Genomic DNA, 23,240 nt, shown 5'->3' with positions numbered 1-23,240 from the left:
TCGCTGCCGGGCTGCGCCCTCGAAACGAAAGGCACAGGCGGGTCAGGTGAATCCGAGGCTCAACCCGGAGGACCTGGCGGCGCTCCCGCTGGAGAACCCGGCGGAGCCATCGCCGGACAGCCTGACGGCGCTCCCGTCGAAGAGCCTGGCGGCGCTCCGGCGGAAGAACCCGGTGGAACGCCGGCGGAAGAACCCGGCGGAACGCCGACGGAAGAACCCGGCGGCGCTCCCGTCGAAGAGCCCGGCGGGGATCCGGTCGAAGAGCCCGGCGGCGCTCCCAAGCCGCTGTGCGGGGCGGCAGCTCCATCGCTGATCGCGTGCTTCGCGTTCGAGGGCAACCCCGACGACGCCTCGCAGCATCACTTCACGCCCGAGCGGGTGCGCAGCCTGCACTACGCGCCTGGCCGTGCCGGCCAGGCGCTCTCGGTGACGATGGGGAGCAAACTCTACTTCCGCCACGACGCCGCATGGACCGCCTCCGCGATGACCATCGATGTCTGGATCAACCCCGCCTCTCTCCCCGACAAGCGGCGATACACCGTGATCGACAGCGGTGGGAAGCCTTCGCTCTTCCTGATGCCGGGCGGACAGATCCGCTGCACCATGGGCGTCGAGCGGAACGTGACTTACCCCATCGTTCCCGGGCAGTGGACGCACGTCGCCTGTCTCTCCGACGGCCAGACGCAGAGCCTCTACGTGAACGGCGTCGAGGTCGACCGGAGCCCCTCTGGCCCGGTGATCGCCTCCGGCGAACAGCCCGTCCACATCGGCTCGGACGAGCCCTCGGGGGAAGACGAGTTCAACGGGCTGCTCGACAGCCTCCGCATCTTCGGCCGGACGCTCACGCCCCAGGAGATCTGCGCGGCTGCCGGCGGCGGCTGCTGAGCTGCGCCGTCGGGCGCGCACCCGACGGGGGGCTCTGGCCCGCGGGGCGGCTCATGACCGTCGCCGCGGGCCGGCTTCATGGCCGTCGCCGCAGACCGACAGGCGAGGCCCGGCGTGACCGGCCAGGGCTGCCCGACGAAGGCGCGCTCTCGGCGCGCGGAAGGATGAGCGGAGGGAGGGAAGAGAGCGAGAGAGGAGAGGAGCGCCTCAGAAGGGGGCGTCGCGGAGCGTCTCCTTGTACGTCGTCTTGTACAGATCGTGGCAGGTCTTGCAGCTCGCCTTGGCGCCGTCGATGTCGCCCTTCTTGGCCTTGGCGATGCCGTCGTTCGTGATCGCGACCCACTTGTCCATGCCCTTCGGCGGCCGCTTCGCCACGTACTCCAACGCCTCCGCGATCTTCGCGGCGTCGCCGCTCGTGGTCGCCGACTGCATCACCGACTTCATCCAGCCCTGCATCGGACAGGCCTTCTGTCCTTTTGCACCGCAGCCGAAATCCTTCTTTTCGGCGACGGAAGCGGGGAGGTCCGCGGTCCCGCCAGCGGCCCACGCGGCTCCAGCAAAGCCAATGCCGACGGTCATCAACACGGCACTCATCAGCTTCTTGCTCATCGACATCCGACGTCTCCTGTGGGTAAGGGCAAGCGCAGCGAGAGACATTGCAGTTCCGGGCGTGGAAGTCAACAGCCACCTTGGTCGCCGAGCCAGCTCGCGAACGCCGCCAAGGCGGAGACGATGTCGGGGGACAAGATCTTCATCACAAACGCGGCCGAGGCGAAGATAACGTCAGGAGAGAAAAACTTCATTCATGATGTCCGCCCAGCGCCGTCTCCGTCCGCGCTCGCGCCGCGCGGACGTCCCGACTCCACGCGGCGGGCGGAGGTGCCGGCTCGCCGGCGAGCGCGCCTCAGGGCCGCCCTCCGGGCGGGCGCCGCCTCCGCGCCGCTCCAGCGCGCCCACCCTGGGCGTCGTCGGCGGGGCCTCGCGTTCGTCGATGGCGCAGGCGGGTCCCTTCGCCGGCGCAATGACGAGGTTCGCGATGCGCAAGACCCACCCATCGACATGACGCGACTACGTGGCTTATCGACATGGCGAGATGCGCTCCTCGATGGCTTTTCAGATGCCTTGAAGCGCGCCCGCAGAACACGGCACCCGGCGGCGCCCTCTCCGGCGCCGGCGCCGTTCCCCCATCACGGGCGCCCTCGTCGTCGATGATTTACCTGCGCTCGGCGCACCACCCGGACGGCCTGCGCACACGCACGTATCCGTCGAGAACCCCTCGTTCGCGCCGGCGGGCGGCCAGCGCGTGCGCGGAGCCGGTCCTCCCCGAGCGCCCCGGCGTGTTCTTCGTGAGACTCCAGCCCTGACGCGTCGCATCGCGCGTTCGATCCGGTCGCGGTCGCGCTGGAGGTGAGTCGCCCTACCATCCCGGGCCTGTATCCAGACCAGGAGGGCGGCGCGCGTGATATCGCTGGATTCACGGCCGTTGATGCGCGTCGGAGAGATCGTCGACGAGCGGTTCCAGATCGAGGGCCTCGCGGGCTCGGGCGGGATGGGGCACGTCTACCGGGCGCGCGACCGGCGAAGCGGCGACACGGTGGCTCTCAAGGTGCTTCGCCGCGCCGACAAGGGTGAGCTCAGCCGCTTCTCCTGCGAGGTGGAGGTGCTCTCGGCGCTGCGCGTCCCCGGCGTCGTCCGGTACATCGCCCACGGCGTCGCGGCGGGCGGCAAGCCGTATATGGTGATGGAGTGGCTCGCCGGGGAGACGCTCGCCGAGCGCATCGCGCGGCGAGGGCTCACCCCCGCCGAGAGCGTCGACGTCGTCGCGCGGATCGCGGAGACGCTCGGCGCCCTCCACGGGCAGGGCGTCGTGCACCGCGACCTCAAGCCGAGCAACCTGCTCCTCGTCGAGGGGCGGCTCGATCGCGCCATGGTGCTCGACTTCGGGATCGCGCGCTTCCGGATCGACCAGCAGCTCACCCTGCCGGGCACCGTCCTCGGGACCCCGGAGTACATGGCGCCCGAGCAGGCGCGCGGCGAGCGGCGCGTCGACGCCCGCGCCGACGTGTTCGCGCTCGGCTGCGTGCTCTTCAAGTGCCTCACCGGGCGCGCCGCCTTCCAGGGCGCCGGGGCGCTCGCCGTGATGGTCAAGGTGCTGCTCGACGAGCCGCCGCGCCTCCGCGAGGTTCGCCCGGATCTGCCGGGCGAGCTCGACGCCCTCGTCACCAGGATGCTCGCGAAGCAGCCAGACGGGCGGCCCCGCGACGGCGCGGCCGTCGCCGAGGAGCTCCGCGCGATCGACCTCAGCCACGCCGGCGCGGCGGACGGCGCCTACCCTGCCGCGCTGGCGCCCGTCCTGGAGCTCACGAGCAGCGAGCGGCGCGTCACGTGCCTCGTGCTCGCGCACGAGCGCTCGGCGCCCGAGGAGGTGACGCGCTCGCAGGAGGAGGAGCAGGCGCGGGCGACGGGCCGCGCCGACGAGCTCTACGCGCTCGCCGAGCGCTACCAGGGTCAGATCGAGCTCATCGACGCGAGATCGCCGCTGCTCGTGCTGACGAGCGCCGAGGCGGCCACCGATCTCGCCGCGCAGGCCGCGCGCTGCGCGCTCTCGCTGCGCGCGTTGCTCGGCGGCGCGCAGGTCTCGCTCGTGACCGGCCGGGCCGAGCTGACGTCGCGCATCCCGATGGGCGAGCTCATCGACCGGGCGGTCCAGCTCCTGCCGTCGCGCGGCGAGCCGGGCGCGGTCGCCGCGGTCCGCATCGACGAGGTGACGGCGGGGCTCCTGGGCGGCCGGTTCGAGACGAGCTGCGAGGGCGGCGCGCGCTTCCTTCACGGGGCGCGGGACGACCTCAGGGTGACGTCGGCGCCGGCGCTGCTCGGCAAGCCGGTGGCGTGCTTCGGGCGGGAGCGGGAGCTCGCGGTGCTGACCGCGGAGCTCGATCGGAGCACCGAGGAGTCGACCTCCGGCGCGCTGCTGGTGGTCGCGGCGGCCGGCATGGGCAAATCGCGGCTGCGGCAGGAGTTCCTCGAGACGGTGTCGGCGCGCAACGCGCGAGCGGCCGACCGCGCGCGCGGCGGGGGCGGCGCCGACCTGGCGGACGGCGCCCACGTGGAGGTGTGGATCGGCCAGGGGGACCCGATGAGCTCGGGCTCGGCGTTCGGCCTCCTGTCGCGCGCGCTGCGGAGCGCGATGGGCATCGTCGACGGCGAGCCGCTGGAGGAGCGCCGGCGCAAGGTGAGGGCGCGGGTCGAGCGCCATCCGGAGCTCGACGTCGGGCGCGTCAGCGCCTTCCTTGGCGAGCTCCTGGGCGCGCCGTTCCCGGACGACGACATCCGGGTCGGCGCGGCGCGGCGCAACCGGCAGCTGATGGGCGATCAGCTGCGGCTGTCGTGGGAGGAGTTCATCCGGGCCGAGTGCGCGAGGCAGCCCGTGCTGCTGATCCTCGAGGACTTGCAGTGGGGCGACCTGCCCACCCTGACGATGGTGGAGGCGGCGCTCCGGAGCCTGCGGGATCTGCCGTTCCTGGTGCTCGGGCTGGCTCGACCCGAGGTGCACGAGGCCTTTCCGGGGCTGTCTCAGGGGCGCTTCGGCAACCAGATGATGCTGCCGCCGCTCACGCGCCGGGCGAGCGAGCGGCTGGTGCGGGCCGCGCTGGGCGACGAGGCGCGCGCCGAGCTCGTGGCCACGCTGGTGGACCGGGCGGACGGCAACCCGTTCTACCTGGAGGAGCAGGTCCGCGCGGTGGCGGCCGGCCATGGCGCGGACCTGCCGGAGACGGTGCTGGCGATGGTGCAGGCGCGCATCGAGGCGCTCGACGCCGAGGCGCGGCGCGTGCTGCGGGCCGCGAGCGTGTTCGGCCAGGCGTTCTGGCCGAGCGCGGTGAGCGCGCTGCTCGGGGGCGCCGTGGTGACGCGCTGGCTCTCGGAGCTGGAGCGCCGTGAGGTGGTCCACCGGCGCGGCCCCGGGCGGATGCGCGGAGAGGTCGAGTACCGCTTCCGGCACGCGCTGGTGCGCGAGGCGGCGTACGGGATGCTGACGGAGGCCGACCGGCGGCTGGGCCACGCGCTGGCGGGCGCCTGGCTGGAGGGCGCGGGCGAGCCCGACGCGATGGCGCTCGCGGAGCACTTCGAGCGCGGCGCGGTGCCCGCGCGGGCCGCCGCGGCGTACCTGCGCGCGGCGCAGCACGCCCTGGAGGGCAACGATCTCGGCGCCGCGATCGCGCGGGCCGAGCGCGGGCTCGAGTGCGCGCCGGAGCCCGCGGTGGTGGGGGCGCTCCGGCTGGTCCAGGCCGAGGCGCACGTGTGGCGGGGCGACCTCGCGCTGGCCGAGCAGCGGGGGACGGACGCGGCGCGGCACCTCGCGCCCGGCTCGGCGCCATGGTTCGCGGCCGTCACGCAGGCCGTCGCGGCCGCGAGCAAGCTGGGCGGCTTCGACCGCGTGGAGCGGTGGATGGGCGCGGCGGTCGTCGTCACCGCCTCGCAAGGCGCGGAGAGCGCGAGGAGCACCTGTCTCTGCATGGGCGCCTCGACGCTGGCCTTCGCCGGACGGCCTGCGATCGTCGACGGGCTCATCGCGGAGGTGGAGCGCGCCATGGCCGACGGGGCGCCGACCGGCGCCGGCACGGGGGCCGAGGTGGTCGCGGGGCTGCACCAGGCGCGCGCTTTCCGCGCGATGAGCGGGGGCGATCCCGGCGCCTGCGTCACCGGCCTGGAGGCTGCGCTGGTGGCGTTCGAGCAGGTCGGCGACCGGCGCAACGCGTGCATCACCCGCGCGAACCTGGGCTATTCCTACGGCGAGCTCGGCGATTTCGGCGGCGCCGAGGCGGCGCTCCGCTCCGTGCTGGAGGCCACGGAGCGGATGGGTCTGCACGAGGTGGCGGCGGCGGCGCAGGCCAGCCTCGGGCAGGTCCTCGCCTACTGCGGCAGGCTCGCCGAGGCGCGGGCCGTCGAGGAGGCGGCCCTCGCCTCGAGCCAGCGGCTGGGCGACCCGCGCGCCGAGGTGGTGTCGCGCTCGTACCTCGCAAAGATAGCCCTGCTCGCCGGCGATCTCGCGGGCGCTGAGCGCGAGGCGCGCCTCGCCGAGGCGCTGGAGAGCGCGTCGCCGTTCCGCGTCACGGCCATGGCGATCCGCGCCCGGGCGCTGATCGGGCTGGGGCGCGCCGCCGAGGCGCTCGTGGCCGCCGGCGAGGCCCTGGCAGCGCTCGAGTCGCTCGGCGGGATCGAAGAGGGCGAGTCGATGATCCGACTGGTCCACGCGGAGGCGTTCTCCGCGGTCGGCGACGCGGCCAGGGCGGCGGTCGCCATCTCCTCGGCGCGCGACAAGCTGCTCGACCGGGCCGCCGGCGTTCGCGATCCCGAGTGGCGCGGGCGCTTTCTCTCCCACGTTCCGGACAACGCCCGCACCCTGGAGCTCGCATCGCAGTGGGTCGGAGCTGTCGGAGCTGGGCGGAACGGTCGGAACTGAATGTGGCCGAACGTGACTGAACGTGACTGAACGTGGCCGAACGTGACTGAACGTGACTGAACGTGACTGAACGTGACTGAACGTGACTGAACGTGGCCGAACGTGACTGAACGTGACGAAGCGTTGCTGTCCCACGGAGGAATCCGCGGAGGACGTGCAATTTAATAGCTGACAGTCGAAGTGGTTTGCCGTACCCTGGTCGTTGACGTGGAGAGTTCCCGGCTGTCGTTGTGTTGAGCGACGCGCCGGAGGGCGTGCTGTGATCGGGGAGCGTGGGCGCTCCCCTTGGCTCGCTACCTGAGGTCTCATCACGTGAAAACCAGGGCTGTACTTGGGTGCGCAGGCATCCTTTTCGTGGCTACCGGCTGCATCGCGCCCGAGCAGGCGCTCGAAGCGGGGGATGAAACAGAGGAGCTCGGCTCGAGCGCTGGCGAGCTCGCGAGCGGCAATGCGCTGAGCGCGAATGCGCTGAGCGCGAACGCGTTGAGCGCGAATGCGCTGAGCGCCAACGCGCTGAGCGCGAACGCGTTGAGCCCGGTGGCGGCCTCCGCTCTCAGGGATCCTGGCGCGAGGGGCGATCTCTTCCGGTCGCTCGTGAAGTACACGGTCAGCTGCGCGCTCAAGGAGTCCCAGTCGTTCCGTTTCTCCTGGACCGACAGCGCGGGCGCGACCCACAAGGAGGTCTATCCCGGACACCTCGGCCTCGCGCCTCGGTGGGACCGGCGCCCGCTCGACGACGAGGGCAAGCGGATGGTCTCCGCGTGCCTCGCCGCCCACACGAACCGTTATGGAGTCTCGGTCAGCATCTCGATGCGCTCCCGACAGAACCCGCTGCATCACGAGGTCGGGTGCGGCGAGCTCGACGAGTACCCTCATGTCGAAGGGGCCTTCTGGGGGAACCTCTTCACGGAGACGCCGTACCTGCGCGCCTGTTACAACCCGGCGAACGTCGATGTCGCGCGCGCGGCGAAGCGCGACTGCGCCGCGGGCCAGCTCGCCGCGGACGGCGATCTCGAGGGCTGCGGGATGATCGAGATCGTCGGGCATTGCAAGGAGTACTGCGGCAAGCTCAACCGCTCCGGGGAGTATTACAAGGAATGCGATGATCCGGAGTTCGGCGACACGCGCTATGTGATCACCACCGCGCTTCGGTGACCCTCGTCCTCCCGGGGAGAGGGGCCGCCGGTCGTCTTCTCCCTCGGCAGCCCTGATCGGAGCCGAGCGAACGCGCCGCCTCCTTGGCGCGGGCGGCGTCGCCGGGCGAAGATGCGCGGCCATGGAGATGCATCAGGTCCGGTATTTCCTTGCGGTGACCGAGACCCGCAGCTTCACGCGCGCGGCCGAGCGGTGCGCGGTCTCGCAGCCCGCGCTCACGGCCGCCATCAAGAAGCTCGAGGAGGAGCTGGGCGGGCCGCTCGTCCTGCGCGAGCGCGGCGGCGCCAAGCTCACGGCGCTGGGGCAGCGCGTGCTGCCGCGGCTCCAGCGGCTGCGGGACGAGATGCAGGCCGTCCAGGTGATCGCGGACAACCACCGGCGCCTCAAGCAGGTGCCGCTCCGGGTGGGCATCCTCTGCACCATCGGGCCCGCGCGGCTCGCGGGCTCGCTGGCGGCGTTCCGCGCGGAGGCGCCGGGGGTGGAGCTGGAGATCGCGGTGGCCGTGCAGGGAGAGCTCCTGCGGCGGCTGGAGGAGGCCGAGGTCGACGTCATCGTCTCGAACCTCGGCGACGCCGTCCCGGACTGGTGCGTGGTGGCGCCCCTCTACGAGGAGCGCTACGTCGTGGTCCTCCCGCCCGGCCACCACCTGGCCGCGCGCGAGGGCCTGCGGCTCGAGGATCTGGACGGCGAGCCCTACCTCGATCGGCTCGCCTGCGAGATGCGCGAGCAGGTGACGGGCGTGTGCGCCGCGCGGCGCGTGGACCTGTACGCGGCGTACCGCACCGACCGGGAGGACTGGGTCCAGAGCCTGGTGCACGCGGGGCTGGGTTTTGCCTTCATGCCCGAGCACTCGGTGCTCCTGACGGGCGCGTCGCAGCGCCCGCTCGTCGATCCGGCCCTCCGTCGCACCGTCGCGCTGGTGCGCTCGGGCGATCGCACGCCGGCGCCGGGCTTGCAGCTCTTCTGGGACGCGCTGCTCTCACGCGCTGCCCGGGCGCGGCCGGTCAACCCTTCGCGGCGATGATGTCCACGTGCTCGATGACGGGCGGCGCGGCGAGCAGCTCCGGCGCCTTGGCCATGAGCGCTGCCGCGATGCGGCCCGCGAGGTGCTCCTTGCGCCCCACCTCGTCCGCGAAGGTGTCGAAGATGCCGAACGTCGACGGCCCGATGCGCAGCGCGAACCAGTGAACCGTCCGCGGCTCCTCGGCCGCGAGGCCGACGGCGGAGCGGAGGAGCGCCTCGACCTCGGCCTCCTTGCCAGGCTTGGCCTCGATGCGGGCCAGGAGGGAGAGCGTCACGGCGGTCGGGGAAGCAGCGGTCATAAGATCCTCCTCTTCGGCGGCGCACGGCGCGCCGCGCTTCGATGAAGAGAGTTGTAACGACGCCCGTCCGGCCGACCATTCGATGTTCTGGATGGATCCATCAGCGCCGTGGATGGACCTTCCCGTGATCCTGCGCCAGCCACCGCGGGACGGCCGCCGCGTGTGGCGGCTTCGGCAGGGGGATGACGCGCCCTCTCACGGGATAACCCAAGGGGCAGGCGCCGCGGTACGTCCGTGCTTTACACAGAAGGGGGCGGTCAGGTGACCGTGGGCGCTGGCGAGACCGACCTGCCTCGACCGCGCTCTGCAGGCGCGAAGCGCGATCCGTACAGGCCGAGGGTCATGTACGATCGGCCTCGGCTGCGGCGATCTTTGCCGACTCTTGACGGCGTCGCCCAACCCGCCATTGGATCCGACGAGCCCTACGATCGGCCCCCTGCGGGGGCCTCCCTTCGGGCTCGCGGCTCAACGGCCGGCCGTTAGGTGTCGCAACAACTGGAGGTCAACCAGATGAGTAGTGGATGGAGGGAGCCCCGATGAACGTCACGCTGCGACCGGGCAACGCCGAAGACGCGCCGCGCTGTGGTGCGATCTGTTACGATGCCTTCAAGACAATAGCTGAGCAGCACGGCTTCCCACCGGACTTGCCCTCGCCCGAAGCCGCCGCCGCGCTCCTGGCGGGGCTGCTTGCGCACCCCTGCTTCTATGCGGTGGTCGCCGAGCTTGACGGCCGGGTTGTCGGCAGCAACTTCCTCGACGAGCGTTCGACGGTGGCGGGCATCGGCCCGATCACGGTCGATCCCGCGATTCAAAATCGCGCGGTCGGACGCCAGCTGATGCAGCATGTCCTGGATCGGGTGACCCAGCAGCGTTATCCGGGGGTCCGGCTGGTCCAGGCCGCCTACCATAGTCGCTCGCTCTCCCTGTATGCCAGGTTGGGGTTCGTGGCCCGCGAACCGCTGTCCATCATGCAAGGAGCGCCCCTCGCCGTGCAGGTGCCCGGTTACAGCGTGCGCCCAGCCACCGAGCGTGATCTGGACGCCTGCAATCAGGTGTGTGTGCAAGTCCACGGCCATGACCGTCGTGGGGAACTGCTCGATGCGATCAAGCAGGGAACCGCGACCGTCGTCGAGCACGGGGGGCGTATCACCGGCTATGCTACGCCGGTCGCGTTTTTTGGCCATGCCGTCGGCGAGACGAACGACGCGCTGAAAGCGCTCATCGGGGCGGCTTCCGCATTCCCGGGTCCCGGCTTCCTCCTACCAACCCGCAACGGGGAGCTGTTCCGTTGGTGTTTGGACCATGGCTTACGCGTGGTCCAGCCGATGACGCTCATGAGTGTCGGTCTCTACAACGAGCCCGCGGGCGCGTTCCTGCCCTCGATCCTCTACTGAACCGGACAAATATCGCGGACTTCCACGAGTCTCCGGACAGCTGATGCCGACGATCCATCGCTTCAAGGCCACGGCGTGCGGGACTCCCGGCCGCGGCTGGAACCGCCCGCTCCGGCCTGCTGCGGCGCCAGCACGACGAGACATGGGCTGAGGCTCCTTGCCTGTTCCCGCGGCGTGAGGCGTCGACCCATGGGGGAGCGGCTCCTCGCGTCATCGGTTCGCTGGCGCGATGTCGTGACACGGGCATCGATCCGGGCATGATGCCGTCTCGGGCGGAGACGGCCTGATCCTGCGATCCGTTCTCGGAGATTCCGGCTCGACGGCGCGGGGAGCGAGGTTATGGTGCGACCCCGCAGCGCAATCGGGCCGACCCGCGGAGGGGAAGATGAACCAGGAACAGCGGCAGGACGCAGCCACCTATCGCGTCGTCGTCGATCACGAGAAGCAGTACACCGTCTGCCCTGTCGAGCGCGCGATCCCGAGCGGGTCGCGGGAGGCCGGCAAGCAGGGATCCATCATGGAGTGCCTCGCTTACATCGAGCAGGCATGGGAGCGCCTGCGCGCCCCGGAGGAGGGATGCGCCCCGGTGGAGGTCGCCCGAGCGCGCGCGGAGTGGCTCTCCTGACGCCGCCATGAGGCGAGGACGGCGGCGATGACAGGGGCGACGTGGCCATGAAAGCGGAGTCTGCGCCGTCCGTCCGGCAGCCTGGTCAGGCTGGACCGGGAAGGCTGGACCTGGAGCACGCTGGCTGGACGGAGGTCCTTGCGCCATGGGGGGCATGCCAAAGCGTGCCAACCTGGGCCAGAGGGGACCTCTCGCGCTCGACGTAGCTGCATGAAACAAGGCAAGGATCGACGCGGAACGGCGATTGCTGAGGGCAGGCCTGGAGGAGCTGATGCGTCACCTCTCTCTCGTCGGTGTTGCCCTCGTTGTGCCCCTGTTCATTGGCTGTTCCTCGCACGTGGACCTCGACGCTGAGAGCGCTTCAGCGAGTGGGTCCGGAGGCGCGCCGAGCGGGGAAGGCGGCGCGCCGGCTGGGGAAGGCGGCGCGCCGACCGGGGAGACGACGGTTTCGCCCGGGTGCCCGAGCGAGGTGCTTGTCGAGTCGACAGCGTGTCCTGAGATCGGGAAGATCTGCACGTACACGACGGGCGATTGCGTCCTCGTGTTCGAATGCAAACTCAATGAAGGTGATCCCGACGATACTCAGAGCAGCTGCGCAGCGCGGCCGGCAGCCTGGCTCAAGACGGAGCAATCGGCGTGCGGCGGATGCGCCGGGGCCAACGCGATCTGCGTTCCGTGCGAGGGCGCCAGCCCAGGCGAACCGTGCGATGCTGTCGGCTATGCTTGCGAGAACGACTCCGGGGGCGGCAACTGTGGTGGGGCGATGCGCTGCAAGCACGACAAGACATGGGTTGCATCAACGCTCTATCCCTGGTGCTGCATTTAGAGCGACAAACGGGTTGAAACCACGAGAAAAAGCAGGAATTTACAGGGAGGCGGGGAGCGAGAGACGGCAAGAGGGAGAAATTCATTTCTTCTTCCTCCCCGCCTCCCCGCCTCCCTGTGAAAATTCTCCGGGTTTCAACGTGACCGCCGCTCTAGGTAACAAGCGCCGCGATCCCGCCCCGCAGAGGTGGATCCGAGTCACGGTGCGATAAGCGCCATCTGCGTCTCGAGCGGATCGATCCCGCGCAGCACGGCGGCGCCGTGTGGTCCAGCGAGGCGACAGGCTTCCTCGACCGGGAGGCCGTGGGCGAGGTGGTAGGTGAGGGCGCCGGCGAAGCTATCGCCGGCGCCGTACTCGCCGAGGACGCGGTCCGGCGCGGGCGGCGCGTCGACCAGCGCGGCGCTCCCCGGGCGGAGGACGCGGACGGGCCGCGGCCCGTCGGTGAGCACCAGCGCGCCGGGGCAGGGGTCGTACGCGGCGAGCGGGGCGTTCTCGCGCGGATCGGAGGCGCTGCCGATGACCACGTCGGGGGCGATCGCCGCCGCCCGGAGCGCCGCGCCCCTGCGGGCGGTCACCACGAGGCGACGCGCGGCGCGCGCGAGGCGCAGGCTCTCGGGGTCGGCGCCGGTGAAGTAAACGGCGTCGCAGCCGGCGAGGATCGACCACGGGAGCGGGTCGGTCGCGGCGGGCTGGAGCGGGGCCCCGGTGACGAGGATGGTGCGGCGGCCCTCGGCGTCCACGACGACGACCACGCGCGGGTGGTCCACGGCGCGCACCGCCGCATGGACGTGCACGCGCCCCGGCGCGACGCGGATGCGCTCCTCGACGGCGCGCGCCGCCGCGTCGTGCCCTAGCGCGGTGAAGAGGTGGATCTCGGCGTCGCTCCGGCAGAGCTGAGCGAAGGCGAGGCCGCCGCCCCCGCCGGGCAGGAAGCGCGCGTCGAGCAGGTGAACGATGTCGCCCGGCTGGGGGACGCCCTCGGTGCGGCCGAGCGTCACGTGCTCGACATGACCCACGACGGCGATGCGCGGCGCTGCCATGCCGCTCGACATAACACGGCGGCGCCGCGCCGCGCGGGCGCCTCCTGGCCGTCTCCCGGCCGGAGAACGCCCGCGTCCCCGGCCCCCCGCGCTCCCCGCCACGCCCGGCGACGCCCCTCGCCGGGCATGGCCGGCGGCGCGCGCGGGAAAAGAGGATCGGTGCCTGTCAGAAGCCGGACGGCCGCGGCGTAGGAACGGGGGTGGCCGTCGAGCCACACCCGATCCGCGCCCCCGCGCCCTCCTGCGCGCCAGGGCCAGCCGCCGTCGCGCGCTGGTGAGCGGAGACGCACGCGCGTGACGGCCGCGCGACGCGCGACCCGCGGCGGAGCGCTGGCCGGAGGGCCTCGTCTGCTCGGCTTCTCATCAACGATCCATGTCCAGAGGAGATCAACACCGTGCTTCATCACGCATTCAACAGATCCATCCGGTACCCTGCGCCATGCCTCGCCGCCGCGCTCGTCGCGGGCCGCGGGAGGACGGGCGCATCATGAGGCGGCTCTGCAAAGGCGCGCTCCTCGCGGCGCTCGCCGTCGGGAGCCCCATCGCGAGCGCGGGAGACGCGCGGGCTGCAGAGGGCGCCAGCGCCTTCTGGAACAACGCCGTCGAGGTCCAGGTGTCGGGCGGCGCCCTCACCCGGGGCCCGGGCTGGGGCTGGAGCGCCGGCGCGTCGTCGGTCCAGCAGATCGAGGCGGGCGACGGGTTCGTCGAGTTCTCCACGAACGAGGCGAACCGGACCAAGATCGCCGGGTTGAGCCACGGCGATGAGAGCCCATCGTTCTGGGACATCGATCACGGCGTGCTCCTTCGCGCCGACGGGGGCGTGGAGATCCTCGAGCAGGGATACGGGAAGGGCTACTTCGGGACCTACCAGGCCGGCGACGTCTTCCGCGTCGAGGTGTTCGATGGCCAGGTGCGTTATCGCAAGAACGGGGTCGTATTCTATACGAGCGAAACGGAGCCCACCTACCCGCTCGCGCTCGACGCCAGCCTGCACGACGAGGGCGCGACCGTCACCAGCGCCCAGGTCACGAGCTGCGCGGTCGGCGACGAGAGCTGCATGCCGCCGGGGTTCTGGAAGAACGTCCGCTACGCCCCGGCGAACGGGACCTTGCTGACGCGCAGCCCCGGCTGGGGCTGGCACGCGGGGGCCTCGTCGGTCCAGCAGATCGAGGCCGGCGATGGATTCGTGGAGTTCTCCACGAACGAGGCGAGCCTCGAGAAGATGGCGGGCCTCGGCAACGGCGACGCCGATCAGGGCTTCGGGGACATCGACCATGCGGTCTTTCTGCGCGCCGATGGAGGCCTGGAGATCGTCGAGCAGGGGTACGGGAAGGGCTACTTCGGGACGTACCAGCCGGGCGATGTCTTCCGCGTGGAGGCGTTCAACGGCCAGGTGCGTTACCGCAAGAACGGGCTCGTGTTCTACACGAGCGCCACGGCGCCTATCTACCCGCTCGGGCTCGACACAAGCCTGAACCACGAGGGCGCGACCATCACCAGCGCCCAGGTCGCGAGCTGCGCGGCCGGGGACACGAGCTGCATGCCGCCGGGGCTGTGGAGGAACGTCCGATACGTCACCGCCAACGGAGGCTTGCTGACGCGAAGCGCCGGCTGGGGCTGGCACGCCGGGGCCTCGTCTGCCGAGCAGATCGAGGCGGGCGACGGGTTCGTGGAGTTCTCCACGAACGAGGCCAACCTCGAGAAGATGGCGGGCCTCGGCCACGGCGACGCCGATCAGGGCTTCGGGGACATCGACTATGCGGTCTTTCTGCGCGCCGATGGGGGCCTGGAGATCGTCGAGCAGGGGGTTCTACAGGGGTACTTCGGGACGTACCAGCCGGGCGATGTCTTCCGCGTCGAGGTGTTCAACGGTCAGGTGCGTTACCGGCAGAACGGGATGGTGTTCCACACGAGCAACACGGCGCCCACCTACCCGCTCGGGCTGGACACCAGCTTGAACCACGAGGGCGCGACCGTCACCGGCGCCCAGATCATCAGCTGCGCGGCCGGGGACGAGGGCTGCATGCCGCCGCAGGAATGGAAGAACGTCCGCTACGCCACGGCGAACGGAAGCCTGCTGACCCGCGACGCCGGCTGGGGCTGGCACGCCGGGGCCTCGTCGGCCGAGCAGATCGAGGCGGGCGACGGCTACGTGGAGTTCTCCACGAACGAGGCGGACCTCCAGAAGATGGCGGGCCTCGGCCATGGCGACACGGACCAGGACTTTGGAGACATCGATTACGCGATCTACCTGCGCGACGACGGGGGCCTGGAGGTCTACGAGCAGGGCGTTGGACAGGGATACTTCGGGACCTACGAGGTCGGGGACGTCTTCCGCGTCGAGGTGTTCAATGGCCAGGCGCGCTACCGCAAGAACGGGATGGTGTTCCACACGAGCACCACGGCGCCCACCTACCCGCTCGGGCTCGACACCAGCCTGAACCACGAGGGCGCGACCGTCGCCGGCGGCCAGGTCGTGAGCTGCGCGGCCGGGGACACGAGCTGCATGCCCCCCGGGCTATGGCAGAACGTCCGCTATGCCACCGCTAGCGGTGGCTTGCTGACGCGCACCGCCGGCTGGGGCTGGCACGCCGGGGCCTCGTCGGCCGAGCAGATCGAGGCGGGCGACGGCTATGCTGAGTTCTCCACGAACGAGGCGAACCTCGAGAAGATGGCGGGCCTCGGCCACGGCGACGCCGATCAGGGCTTCGGGGACATCGATTATGCGATCTACATGCGCGCCGATGGGGGCCTGGAGATCTACGAGCAAGGGGTTGGACAGGGGTACTTCGGGACCTACCAGGCCGGCGATATCTTCCGTGTCGAGGTGTTCAATGGCCAGGTGCGGTACCGCAAGAACGGGCTGGCGTTCCATACGAGCCTGACGGCGCCCACCTATCCGCTCAGGCTCGATACCAGCCTGAACCACGAGGGCGCGACCGTCACCGGCGCCCAGGTCGTGAGCTGCGCGGCCGGGGACACGAGCTGCATGCCGCCGGGGTTCTGGAAGAACGTCCGCCATGCGCCGGCGAGCGGGGGCTCGCTGACGCGCGCCGCCGGCTGGGGCTGGCATGCCGGGGCCTCGTCGGTCCAGCAGATCGCGTCGGACGACGGCTACGTGGAGTTCTCCACGAACGAGACGAACCGGTACAAGATGGCGGGCCTTGGCCACGGCGACGCCGATCAGGGCTACGGAGACATCGATTACGCGATCTACCTGCGCGGCGACGGGGGGCTGGAGGTCGTGGAGCAAGGCTACGGACAGGGGTACTTCGGGACCTACCAGGCCGGCGACGTCTTCCGCGTCGAGGTGCAGAACGGCCAGGTGAGCTACCTGAAGAACGGGGCCGTGTTCCACACGAGCAGCGCGGCGCCCACGTACCCGCTCGAGCTGGATACCAGCCTGTACGACGACGGCGCGACCATCACGAACGCGTCGGTCTCGGGCGCCGGCGGCGGGGGGGACCCGACCACCGGCTGCGGCGAGGTGGGGCCCGGCGACGAGCTCAGCGACACGAAGGTGCCCACGTTCTGCAATCACCCCACCACGATGCCGAACGGAGATGCGCCGCCCATGGGGCAGTACTTCGGCCATACGTGCACTTCGGTCGTGCTCCAGACCGTCTATTACACGCACACCTCCGGCAACCACAGCGGGCTCGACTTCTCCGTCCCGGCGCGCAGCCCCCTGTACTCGGTCGGCTATGGAAAGGTCATGTGCGCCGGGCCAAACGCCTGCACGGGCAGGTACCCCACCGCCCGGGGCGCGCCTTCCTAGATCGATCTCACGATCCGCTATGGCTCGGTGTACGTCATCTACGGGCACGCCGCGTCGACCCTGGTCGCGGAGGGCGATCTCGTCGTCCCGGGGCAGGAGATCGGCGAGTCGTCGGACTGGCCGGACAACGACCACCTGCACTTCGAGGTCCGCCGCGTCGCCGACAACAAGGCGCCGAACCCGGTGCCCTTCTTCTCGCCGGACATCCGGAGCTATCTCGAGGGCACCGTCACCGACGCGCACTTCTGCACGGGGCACTTCGATGATCAGGCGGACGTGGGGTTCACGTCGACCACCCAGCTCGACGAGCGGCCGTGCACGGACGCGAACGACGGCACGACCGGCCCGATCCGCTGCCAGGAGGTGTGCGACTACAGCCCTGCGGACTGCGAGGTAAAAACCTACCCCAACGGGTACAGGGAGGTGCACGAGTACTGCAGCGTCTTCAGCTGCGGCGGCGGCGCCTTCGCCTGCGGGCTCCGCCGGAACACGGCCGCCCAGGCGTGCCAGTGACACCTGCGCCGTGACGCCGCCCATCATCGGCCAGCGCTGTTGAGCCGAGCTCGCCGGCGCTGCCGCTCCTCACGGGCGCGGCGATCGCCGTGGTCGCCGCGCTCATGGCCGCCTCGGCGACCATGCAGCAGGCCACCGGGATCCTCGGCGACGCGATCGAGAGCGTCCGCCTGGTGCACAGCCTGCAGATCGACCTCCTCCGCGATGCACATCAGATCCACCGCGGCGCCGGGTCCGCCAGCGGCGGGCCGATCTCCACCTTCCACGAGTGGGAGATCGAGCTAAGGGAGGGCCTTTCGCAGGCTCACCGTTACGTGAGCAGCCAGGAAGAGAGCGGCGTGCTCGTCGACGCAGAGCGGCGCGTCGACGAATACCTCGTCGGGCGTCGAGCCGGCGATGCCGGCGGCTCACCCCCCTCGCCGGACGCGCCGGCGCTGGCCACCGATTCGCTCGCTTTCGACGAGGCGTTCGAGGCCCTCGACCGCCTGGTCGAGATCAACCTCCATCAGGCCCGTGCGTCCCAGGCGCTCATAGAGCGTCTGGGCCGGCGCGCGACCACCGCCGGCGTCGCGGCCGTCCTCTTCTTCATGGCGGGCGCGTCCCTGGTCCTCATCAGCGCACGGCGGCTCGTCTACGGCCCCGTCGTCGCGATCCAGGAGGTGATCGGCCGCTACGGCGCGGGGGACCGCGCCGCGCGCGCGCCGCTCGTCGGGCCGCGCAACCACCTTGACGTCGACCGCCACAGGTCCTGTTTGCTCCATGTCCAGCAAGGACGCCGCGAAGTCCTGGGCTGCGGAGTCCATCAAGGCAGGCACGAAATCCCCGAGCCAGATCGCCTCGGAGCGGGCCGAGCGGGCACGCCGGATCGCCGAGCGGCAGCGCGACCGCGACGCGCGGCGCGCGAGCGGCGACGCCTCCGCGAGGTGAGCCCTCTTCGCCCGGCCGCGCCGTCAGGCGCCATTCCCCGCCGCGCGCCGCCATCGGCCCTCGCGGCGCCCGGCCCGCCCCTCGCGCTCCAGCTTGAACGGGTGAATTTTCGAGGCGCATCCGAGCGAGCGGCCACGCCGGCGCTGTGACATGTCATGTGACATGTCACGCTAGGATCGTGACATCCGGCCTTGCCATGTCATGGCGGCCATCCCAGCACGCCTGACCGCCGCAGCGGCTGAGGCCTCAACACGCTCAGTCGCGCGCGGATCGGGCCGACTTGGAGCGGCTCCCACGATGGCGCGGAACGTGCAATGCTGCTCGCGGGGTCCGGTCGTGCAAGCGGAGACGCGTGCACCCTGCGACAAACGATCGAGACTGTGATTTGACCATCGTCGGGCGCGGCGCCCTCCCTGCGGGGGCCATGCGAGCAGCCGGATATGCCTGTCGATGACAGGCGCTTGCCACCTCGAGGGGAGCTCGGCTGAACCAACATCACCTGGTGGGAGGAGCAGAGGTAAGCTCACTGCGAGCTGGTCGCGGCGACGCAGGATAGTCGACGCAGCGGAGCGCGCTCAGCTGTCCGATTGACCAAACGAATCATGGTGTGATTCTCCGTCGATCGCCCAGCTCCGCTTACCGTCTCAAGCAGCCAAACCATCGAGCAAGATACCGTCGCAATGCATGCTTGACCAGATACGCGGCGTCACACAAAACAACAACAGTCCGGCGATGGAGCCGAGTTGAAAAGGGGGGATTGTCCGCTTGATATCGAAGAGATCGTCGTAACGGCTTCCGAGGATGAGACCCAGGGGCGCTCGCTCGCGCAAGGAGCGTTCTGTCCCCTGAGGTGAGCGTGGCGATTCGCCCTTGGCATCCTCCGAATCGTCTTGCTTTGTCTTCCACTCGCACATGGACGCCTGAGCGCCGTCGCTCGGGCATGACACCAACCCAGTACAGTATACAGGAGCAAATATGAACACCGAGATCGCCAACAATGCCGCCGTTCAGCAGACCAACGATGCCTCGCCGGCCCTGAGCCGCATCACGCTCGACAACGTCCTGCAGGCCGTCCGCCGGATCGAGGAGAGCGAGGTGAACAACCGCCTGAGCATCGCGATGTGGCCCGAGACCTGATCCTACAGGTCTGGGCGTAGACCAGGGGAGCGCCAGGGAGGGTCTCGCCGCGGCGCCGCCGTGCGTCGCTCGACCTTCCCTGGCGTTCGCTCCTGTCCTCGTTGTCGACCGACTCCGCGTCACGTGGCCGGGGTCGGCGCATGTAACATGGAATTCGAAAAAATCATGTGACGCAGATGCGAAACAGCGAATTTCAGTCCCTGGTTGACCGCTACGGCTACTACTCGAGCGCGGCGTTGCTGGTCAAGTACGTGCAGTTCCTCGACTGCCTGCAGCAGAACTGGCGCTGCGGAGACGTACGGAAGAACGTGGACGTGATGTCCCGCTACTCGCTGCTCAGGGATCACTACGCCGAAGTATCGACGAGCCTGCTCCCGAGCATCCACGCGGATCACGTCCGCGAGGTCGACCTCGGCGGGCGCTCGTACCTTCAGTACGATCGGGAAGCGTTCATCGCCCAGCGGCCCGGCGGAGCGCCGCTCAGCGGATGTGCGTACCGTCGCCTCGACCCGCGCAGCGTCGCCGACGCTGTATTTTACATCTACTCGATCGACAGGCGGGGCGAGATCATCATCAACCCGGAGCCCATGGCGGTTCACGACATGTTCTTCCGGAAGGACGGCGCGAGGGTCACCCACGCTCACCTGCTGGAGGACCGTGACCTCCTCTCCGCCTGCTCCGGAGAGGCGATATTCGTCAAGGGGGGATCCGACATCGTCTTCGCGCTGATCAACAACTGCTCGGGTCACTTCCTCCCGAGAGAGAAACATCTCCAGTACGCCGTGGGCGTGTTCTCCGCGGCGCTCGGCGTCCCCGCGGAGAGCGTCTTCGCGTTGTGCGTGGGCAGAAGGTAGCTCATGGAATTTGAAGCCTCGTTCATCATCGCCGAGCGCGACTTCCCCGAGCTGCGCGGGATGTACGTCCAGCGCTATCAGGACGCGCTCCAGTACACGCTGCGCCAGTCGCGGGTCTACATCGATTCGGACCAGCTGCTCCTCCATCGGTCGCAACAGTCTGCCTCTTTCGTGACCGAGCCGCGGGGGGCGCACTGCCTGCTGCACAAGAGGAACGTCGCCATCCACGACGGCTACGTCGCGAGAGAAGAACGCAAGCTCAGGTGCAGCGACTATGCGGACGTGCAGGCCATGGTGGACGTGTTTCAGCGCTCGGTCGGCCTCTCGGCGCCGCTCGCGCCCAGGCTCGTTCTCGTGTCGGAGCGGCGGAACGTCGTGGTGCAGACCGTCCCGCAGCCTGTGTTCATCACGTTCGACGTCGTCGATGCGTACGCGACCGACAACACGCATCTGCTGCGGTTTTACGCCGTCGAGTTCGAGTGCAATGGCGAGCGAGCGGACGACCGTTTTCTCCGCGAGGTCGCCGGCTTCAGGGAGCGCGTCTCCGACGCGGTGCTCCTGCACTCGTCGAAATATAGCCACTCGATGAGCTCCCTGTGACCTGACGCCGCGAAGTCGAGCCGCCATGGACCGAGCATTCCGCAGATACGCAGCCATCCAGTCGATCTCGATCCTGTTCAACAACATGCACGTCCTGCTGTTGCCGTACTGGTACTACGAGCTCACCGGATCCAAGCTCCACAGCACCGCGATCTTCGCGGTCGAGGGGGTCTTCGCGCTCGTCGCGGTGCCGTTCGTGGGCGTCCTCGTGGATAACCTCTCGCACCGAAAGCTCACGGTGATCGCCGAGGCGGCGCGCGGCGCGTCGGTGGCGTGCCTGCTGGCGGTGAGCGGAGCGACGCCCGTCGTCGTCATACTCATCCTGGCGGCGATCAACAGCGTCGCGTCCTCGGTCTTCTTTCCGCTCCAGCAGGCGGTCATGAAGAACAACGTCGGACACGAAGGCGTGCTCAAGGCGCAGTCGCTCTTCTCGGCGGTGCAGGGCGCCACGCTCATCCTTGGGCCGGCCTCCGGCGCCTGGTTGGCCGGGGTGGTGGGCTACAAGGCGGTCTTCGCGCTGAACGCCGCGAGCTTCCTCCTCAGCGCGGCGAGCCACGTCTACATCAGGGATCCACAGCCGCGCGGGGAGCGCGTCAGCTTCCACCGCGACATCCGCGACGCCGCCTCGTACCTGTCCAACCGCCCCGCGCTGCGGATGGTGTATTTTGTCCAGTTCGCCACGTACGTCGCCGTCGGCTCGCTGGGCATTCTGTTCATCTATTTCTTCAGGCTGCGATCGATCGGGCTCAACGGCATCTCCATGATGATGGCCGCCCAGGGCGCAGGTGTACTGCTCGGATCGCGCCTCGCGGCCAGGTCCCCGCTGCGCGCGGACAAGCACGCGCCCTGGACTTCTGGGGGAATGGGCCTCGTGCTCTGCGTCCTCGCAGCGGTCCCCTCGCTGGGCCGGCCCCTGATCGGCCTCCTGATCTTCGTGTTCGGATTCCTGTTCGTGAACCTCGGCGTGGCGACGAGAGCGCTGGTCCAGGAGAGCGCCGAGGTGCACATGATCGGGCGGCTGTCGTCGCTCTTGAGGTTGACCATGCTCGGCGGATCCATGCTGTCCACCCTGGCCGTGGTCCTCCTGTCCGAGCGCGTCGAGGCGGACGTTCAGCTGCTCTTGCTGGGGCTGCTGCTGGCGCTCGCGAGCCTCGCCATCCTGGTTGGTCGACGTAGGAGTCAGGTGGTCACATGAAACTGGTGCTGATAGATCTGGCGGACGACGGCTACAACGCTTACCCGTTCGGGCTCTATGCGCTGAAGGCATACTTGAGGCTGCACGTCGCGCGGCTGACCGTCGAGGTCAGGTCGTTCAAGTGCGGCGCGCCCCTGGACGACATCCTGGCGCACATCGAGGGAGATCAGGCGGATATCATCGGCCTCTCGTGCTTCGTGTGGAACGAGCAGAAGAACCTCGAGATCGCGAGGCGTGTGCGCGCCCTGTCGGACTCGAGGTTCATCATCCTGGGCGGCCCCCAAATCGAAAAGGGAGCCGCAGAGGTCGAGCGGCTCCTGATCGACGGCACCGTGAACGCGGCCGTGGTCGGCGAAGGCGAGATCCCCCTGTTGCACATCGTCGAGGGGATCGCTCGTGGTGGAGCGGTCCCGTCAGGTATCGAGAACGTGGGGGTGCTCGCCGCGGGCGTCGTGCGCTGGGGCGGCGAGCCGACGTACGAGAAGTGCATCGACTACCTGCCCAGCCCCTACGCCGATCTCGATGATCTGCGGCAGATAGTCGCCGCCACGGGGGTGGCGTTGTACGAGAGCGCCAGAGGCTGCCCGTACCTGTGCACGTTCTGCGATCAGGGCGCCAAGGCGTTCCGCTCGCACTCGATGGAGCGGATCAAGAAGGACCTCTCGGAGATCTTCGCGCTCGCGCCCAGGAAAATCGTGTTCCTGGACAGCACGTTCAACGTCTCTCCAGCCAGGACGAAGGAGATCCTCAGGTTCATCATAGCGCATGGCCATGAGCTCGAAATCGAGGCGGAGGTCAAGCCGGAGCGCTGTGACCAGGAGATGGTCGAGCTGATGCGAATGGCCGGGATCAAGAGCGTCGAGCTCGGGTTGCAGTCGACGAAGAGTCAAACTCTGGAGTTCATCAAGCGACGCAACAACTTCGAGAGGGTCGCGGCTTCGGTCCAGATGCTGATCGCGTCGGGCATCAACGTGTACATCGATACCATCATCGGCCTGCCCGGGGAGTCGCTCTCCGATTGGCTGGCGACCATCGACTACTGCTTCGGGCTGGGGGACGTCGCGATCTTCTCGAGCACGCTCAAGATCCTGCCCAACGCAGAGCTGAAGCGGGATATCCAGGGCATGGGCTTCACGTACGATACGGCGCGGAGCTGCGTCATCCAGCGGAGCGACGCCATGTCCGCGGAGGACCTCGAGCTGGCGCGGCTGCACCAGAAGATGATCAAGCTGTTCTGGAACCGCAGCTCCGACAGGGCGTGGCTGCGGCAGATGATCGTCGAGAAGCTCCACGGGAGATTGACGCTGTTCACCTCGGAGCTGCTGCAGCTGCTCGGCGCAGGGACCGACCCGGAGCGGCTGAAGTCTCGTCAATTCTGGTTGGACCACGCGCCGGCGACGACGGGTGCAGGACGGTATGTGCCTCCCGCGCCGCGCGGCAGGCACCTCAAGGTCCTCTCCTGAGATCCGCCGTGTCCGGCCTCCGCTCCACCTCATCGCGCAGGAGCGCGCGCGTCGACCACCCCACC

General features: G+C 69.5%; 19 protein-coding genes. 15 read left to right on the top strand and 4 right to left on the bottom strand.

What is annotated here, in order from left to right:
• Positions 1 to 46: 46 nt before the first annotated feature.
• Together WME73_RS39725 and WME73_RS39720 are read left to right on the top strand one after the other, a co-directional pair.
• Entirely contained in the window at positions 47 to 313 is a 267-nt protein-coding gene (locus WME73_RS39725) for a hypothetical protein (protein ID WP_437913004.1), read from the top strand.
• 119 nt (positions 314 to 432) lie between these two features.
• Positions 433 to 885, top strand: coding sequence for a LamG domain-containing protein (locus WME73_RS39720; RefSeq protein WP_437913003.1), 453 nt, complete (start codon positions 433 to 435; stop codon positions 883 to 885).
• Positions 886 to 1,092: 207 nt separating this feature from the next.
• On the opposite strand, the gene WME73_RS39715 is transcribed toward WME73_RS39720, so the two are convergent.
• Together WME73_RS39715 and WME73_RS39710 are read right to left on the bottom strand one after the other, a co-directional pair.
• Complete coding sequence (locus tag WME73_RS39715; protein ID WP_437741470.1) at positions 1,093 to 1,500, bottom strand: hypothetical protein; 408 nt, start codon at positions 1,498 to 1,500, stop codon at positions 1,093 to 1,095.
• Positions 1,501 to 1,562: 62 nt separating this feature from the next.
• On the bottom strand, positions 1,563 to 1,688 hold the full coding sequence (locus tag WME73_RS39710) for a hypothetical protein (RefSeq protein ID WP_437741469.1): 126 nt from the start codon (positions 1,686 to 1,688) through the stop codon (positions 1,563 to 1,565).
• A 683-nt stretch (positions 1,689 to 2,371) separates the two neighbouring features.
• Between WME73_RS39710 and WME73_RS39705 the strand changes: the two genes are divergently transcribed.
• From WME73_RS39705 to WME73_RS39695, 3 genes are all read left to right on the top strand, one after another.
• The gene (locus WME73_RS39705) at positions 2,372 to 6,346 is read left to right on the top strand and encodes a serine/threonine-protein kinase (RefSeq protein WP_437913002.1); all 3,975 of its coding nucleotides are present in this window, start codon (positions 2,372 to 2,374) and stop codon (positions 6,344 to 6,346) included.
• A 354-nt stretch (positions 6,347 to 6,700) separates the two neighbouring features.
• Positions 6,701 to 7,501 (top strand): hypothetical protein, encoded by an 801-nt coding sequence (locus WME73_RS39700; RefSeq protein WP_437741467.1) that lies wholly within the window; start codon positions 6,701 to 6,703, stop codon positions 7,499 to 7,501.
• Positions 7,502 to 7,622: 121 nt separating this feature from the next.
• Positions 7,623 to 8,525, top strand: coding sequence for a LysR family transcriptional regulator (locus tag WME73_RS39695; RefSeq protein ID WP_437852849.1), 903 nt, complete (start codon positions 7,623 to 7,625; stop codon positions 8,523 to 8,525).
• On the opposite strand, the gene WME73_RS39690 is transcribed toward WME73_RS39695, so the two are convergent.
• Positions 8,506 to 8,823: a putative quinol monooxygenase gene (locus tag WME73_RS39690; RefSeq protein WP_437741465.1), complete on the bottom strand. Its 318-nt coding sequence runs from the start codon at positions 8,821 to 8,823 to the stop codon at positions 8,506 to 8,508. The genes WME73_RS39695 and WME73_RS39690 overlap by 20 nt on opposite strands.
• 536 nt (positions 8,824 to 9,359) lie before the next feature.
• On the opposite strand from WME73_RS39690, the gene WME73_RS39685 reads away from it, so the two are divergent.
• Positions 9,360 to 10,217: a GNAT family N-acetyltransferase gene (locus tag WME73_RS39685; protein WP_437913001.1), complete on the top strand. Its 858-nt coding sequence runs from the start codon at positions 9,360 to 9,362 to the stop codon at positions 10,215 to 10,217.
• A 385-nt stretch (positions 10,218 to 10,602) separates the two neighbouring features.
• The gene (locus tag WME73_RS39680; RefSeq protein ID WP_437913000.1) at positions 10,603 to 10,842 is read left to right on the top strand and encodes an MbtH family protein; all 240 of its coding nucleotides are present in this window, start codon (positions 10,603 to 10,605) and stop codon (positions 10,840 to 10,842) included.
• A 1,023-nt stretch (positions 10,843 to 11,865) separates the two neighbouring features.
• On the opposite strand, the gene WME73_RS39675 is transcribed toward WME73_RS39680, so the two are convergent.
• Positions 11,866 to 12,708 carry a PfkB family carbohydrate kinase gene (locus WME73_RS39675; RefSeq protein WP_437741456.1) on the bottom strand — a complete coding sequence of 281 codons (843 nt, stop codon included), beginning with the start codon at positions 12,706 to 12,708 and terminating at the stop codon, positions 11,866 to 11,868.
• 487 nt (positions 12,709 to 13,195) lie between these two features.
• On the opposite strand from WME73_RS39675, the gene WME73_RS39670 reads away from it, so the two are divergent.
• The 8 genes from WME73_RS39670 to WME73_RS39635 all read left to right on the top strand — a co-directional run bounded on the left by WME73_RS39670 (position 13,196) and on the right by WME73_RS39635 (position 23,175).
• A complete protein-coding gene (locus WME73_RS39670) occupies positions 13,196 to 16,486 on the top strand; it encodes a hypothetical protein (protein WP_437912999.1) in 3,291 nt (1,096 codons plus the stop codon).
• 27 nt (positions 16,487 to 16,513) lie between these two features.
• A complete protein-coding gene (locus WME73_RS39665) occupies positions 16,514 to 16,999 on the top strand; it encodes a M23 family metallopeptidase (protein ID WP_437912998.1) in 486 nt (161 codons plus the stop codon).
• An 89-nt stretch (positions 17,000 to 17,088) separates the two neighbouring features.
• A complete protein-coding gene (locus WME73_RS39660) occupies positions 17,089 to 18,075 on the top strand; it encodes a hypothetical protein (RefSeq protein WP_437912997.1) in 987 nt (328 codons plus the stop codon).
• Positions 18,076 to 18,901: 826 nt separating this feature from the next.
• Positions 18,902 to 19,063, top strand: a complete 162-nt coding sequence (locus WME73_RS39655) for a hypothetical protein (RefSeq protein ID WP_437741453.1) — start codon at positions 18,902 to 18,904, stop codon at positions 19,061 to 19,063.
• A gap of 176 nt (positions 19,064 to 19,239) precedes the next feature.
• Complete coding sequence (locus tag WME73_RS39650) at positions 19,240 to 19,917, top strand: hypothetical protein (RefSeq protein WP_437741452.1); 678 nt, start codon at positions 19,240 to 19,242, stop codon at positions 19,915 to 19,917.
• Positions 19,918 to 19,920: 3 nt separating this feature from the next.
• Positions 19,921 to 20,517, top strand: a complete 597-nt coding sequence (locus tag WME73_RS39645; protein WP_437912996.1) for a hypothetical protein — start codon at positions 19,921 to 19,923, stop codon at positions 20,515 to 20,517.
• 25 nt (positions 20,518 to 20,542) lie between these two features.
• Positions 20,543 to 21,712 carry an MFS transporter gene (locus tag WME73_RS39640; protein ID WP_437741450.1) on the top strand — a complete coding sequence of 390 codons (1,170 nt, stop codon included), beginning with the start codon at positions 20,543 to 20,545 and terminating at the stop codon, positions 21,710 to 21,712.
• Positions 21,709 to 23,175, top strand: a complete 1,467-nt coding sequence (locus tag WME73_RS39635; RefSeq protein WP_437912995.1) for a B12-binding domain-containing radical SAM protein — start codon at positions 21,709 to 21,711, stop codon at positions 23,173 to 23,175. Before WME73_RS39640 ends, WME73_RS39635 begins: the two co-directional genes overlap by 4 nt.
• Positions 23,176 to 23,240 lie beyond the last annotated feature (65 nt).

This window comes from Sorangium sp. So ce302 (assembly GCF_051530145.1).
GTDB classification, from domain to species: domain Bacteria; phylum Myxococcota_A; class Polyangia; order Polyangiales; family Polyangiaceae; genus Sorangium; species Sorangium cellulosum_B.
The sequence above is the reverse complement of the archived record's forward strand: the minus strand, read 5'-3'. Positions and strand labels throughout refer to the sequence as shown.

Excerpts from the sequence above, each read along its gene's own strand:
- WME73_RS39705 (WP_437913002.1), top strand. The coding sequence starts at position 2,372 with ATGCGCGTCGGAGAGATCGTCGACGAGCGGTTCCAGATCGAGGGCCTC.
- WME73_RS39690 (WP_437741465.1), bottom strand. The coding sequence starts at position 8,823 with ATGACCGCTGCTTCCCCGACCGCCGTGACGCTCTCCCTCCTGGCCCGC.
- WME73_RS39695 (WP_437852849.1), top strand. The coding sequence starts at position 7,623 with ATGGAGATGCATCAGGTCCGGTATTTCCTTGCGGTGACCGAGACCCGC.
- WME73_RS39720 (WP_437913003.1), top strand. The coding sequence starts at position 433 with ATGGGGAGCAAACTCTACTTCCGCCACGACGCCGCATGGACCGCCTCC.
- WME73_RS39650 (WP_437741452.1), top strand. The coding sequence starts at position 19,240 with ATGCGAAACAGCGAATTTCAGTCCCTGGTTGACCGCTACGGCTACTAC.
- WME73_RS39675 (WP_437741456.1), bottom strand. The coding sequence starts at position 12,708 with ATGGCAGCGCCGCGCATCGCCGTCGTGGGTCATGTCGAGCACGTGACG.
- WME73_RS39645 (WP_437912996.1), top strand. The coding sequence starts at position 19,921 with ATGGAATTTGAAGCCTCGTTCATCATCGCCGAGCGCGACTTCCCCGAG.
- WME73_RS39655 (WP_437741453.1), top strand. The coding sequence starts at position 18,902 with ATGAACACCGAGATCGCCAACAATGCCGCCGTTCAGCAGACCAACGAT.
- WME73_RS39715 (WP_437741470.1), bottom strand. The coding sequence starts at position 1,500 with ATGTCGATGAGCAAGAAGCTGATGAGTGCCGTGTTGATGACCGTCGGC.
- WME73_RS39680 (WP_437913000.1), top strand. The coding sequence starts at position 10,603 with ATGAACCAGGAACAGCGGCAGGACGCAGCCACCTATCGCGTCGTCGTC.
- WME73_RS39670 (WP_437912999.1), top strand. The coding sequence starts at position 13,196 with ATGAGGCGGCTCTGCAAAGGCGCGCTCCTCGCGGCGCTCGCCGTCGGG.
- WME73_RS39710 (WP_437741469.1), bottom strand. The coding sequence starts at position 1,688 with ATGAAGTTTTTCTCTCCTGACGTTATCTTCGCCTCGGCCGCGTTTGTG.
- WME73_RS39640 (WP_437741450.1), top strand. The coding sequence starts at position 20,543 with ATGGACCGAGCATTCCGCAGATACGCAGCCATCCAGTCGATCTCGATC.
- WME73_RS39685 (WP_437913001.1), top strand. The coding sequence starts at position 9,360 with ATGAACGTCACGCTGCGACCGGGCAACGCCGAAGACGCGCCGCGCTGT.
- WME73_RS39635 (WP_437912995.1), top strand. The coding sequence starts at position 21,709 with ATGAAACTGGTGCTGATAGATCTGGCGGACGACGGCTACAACGCTTAC.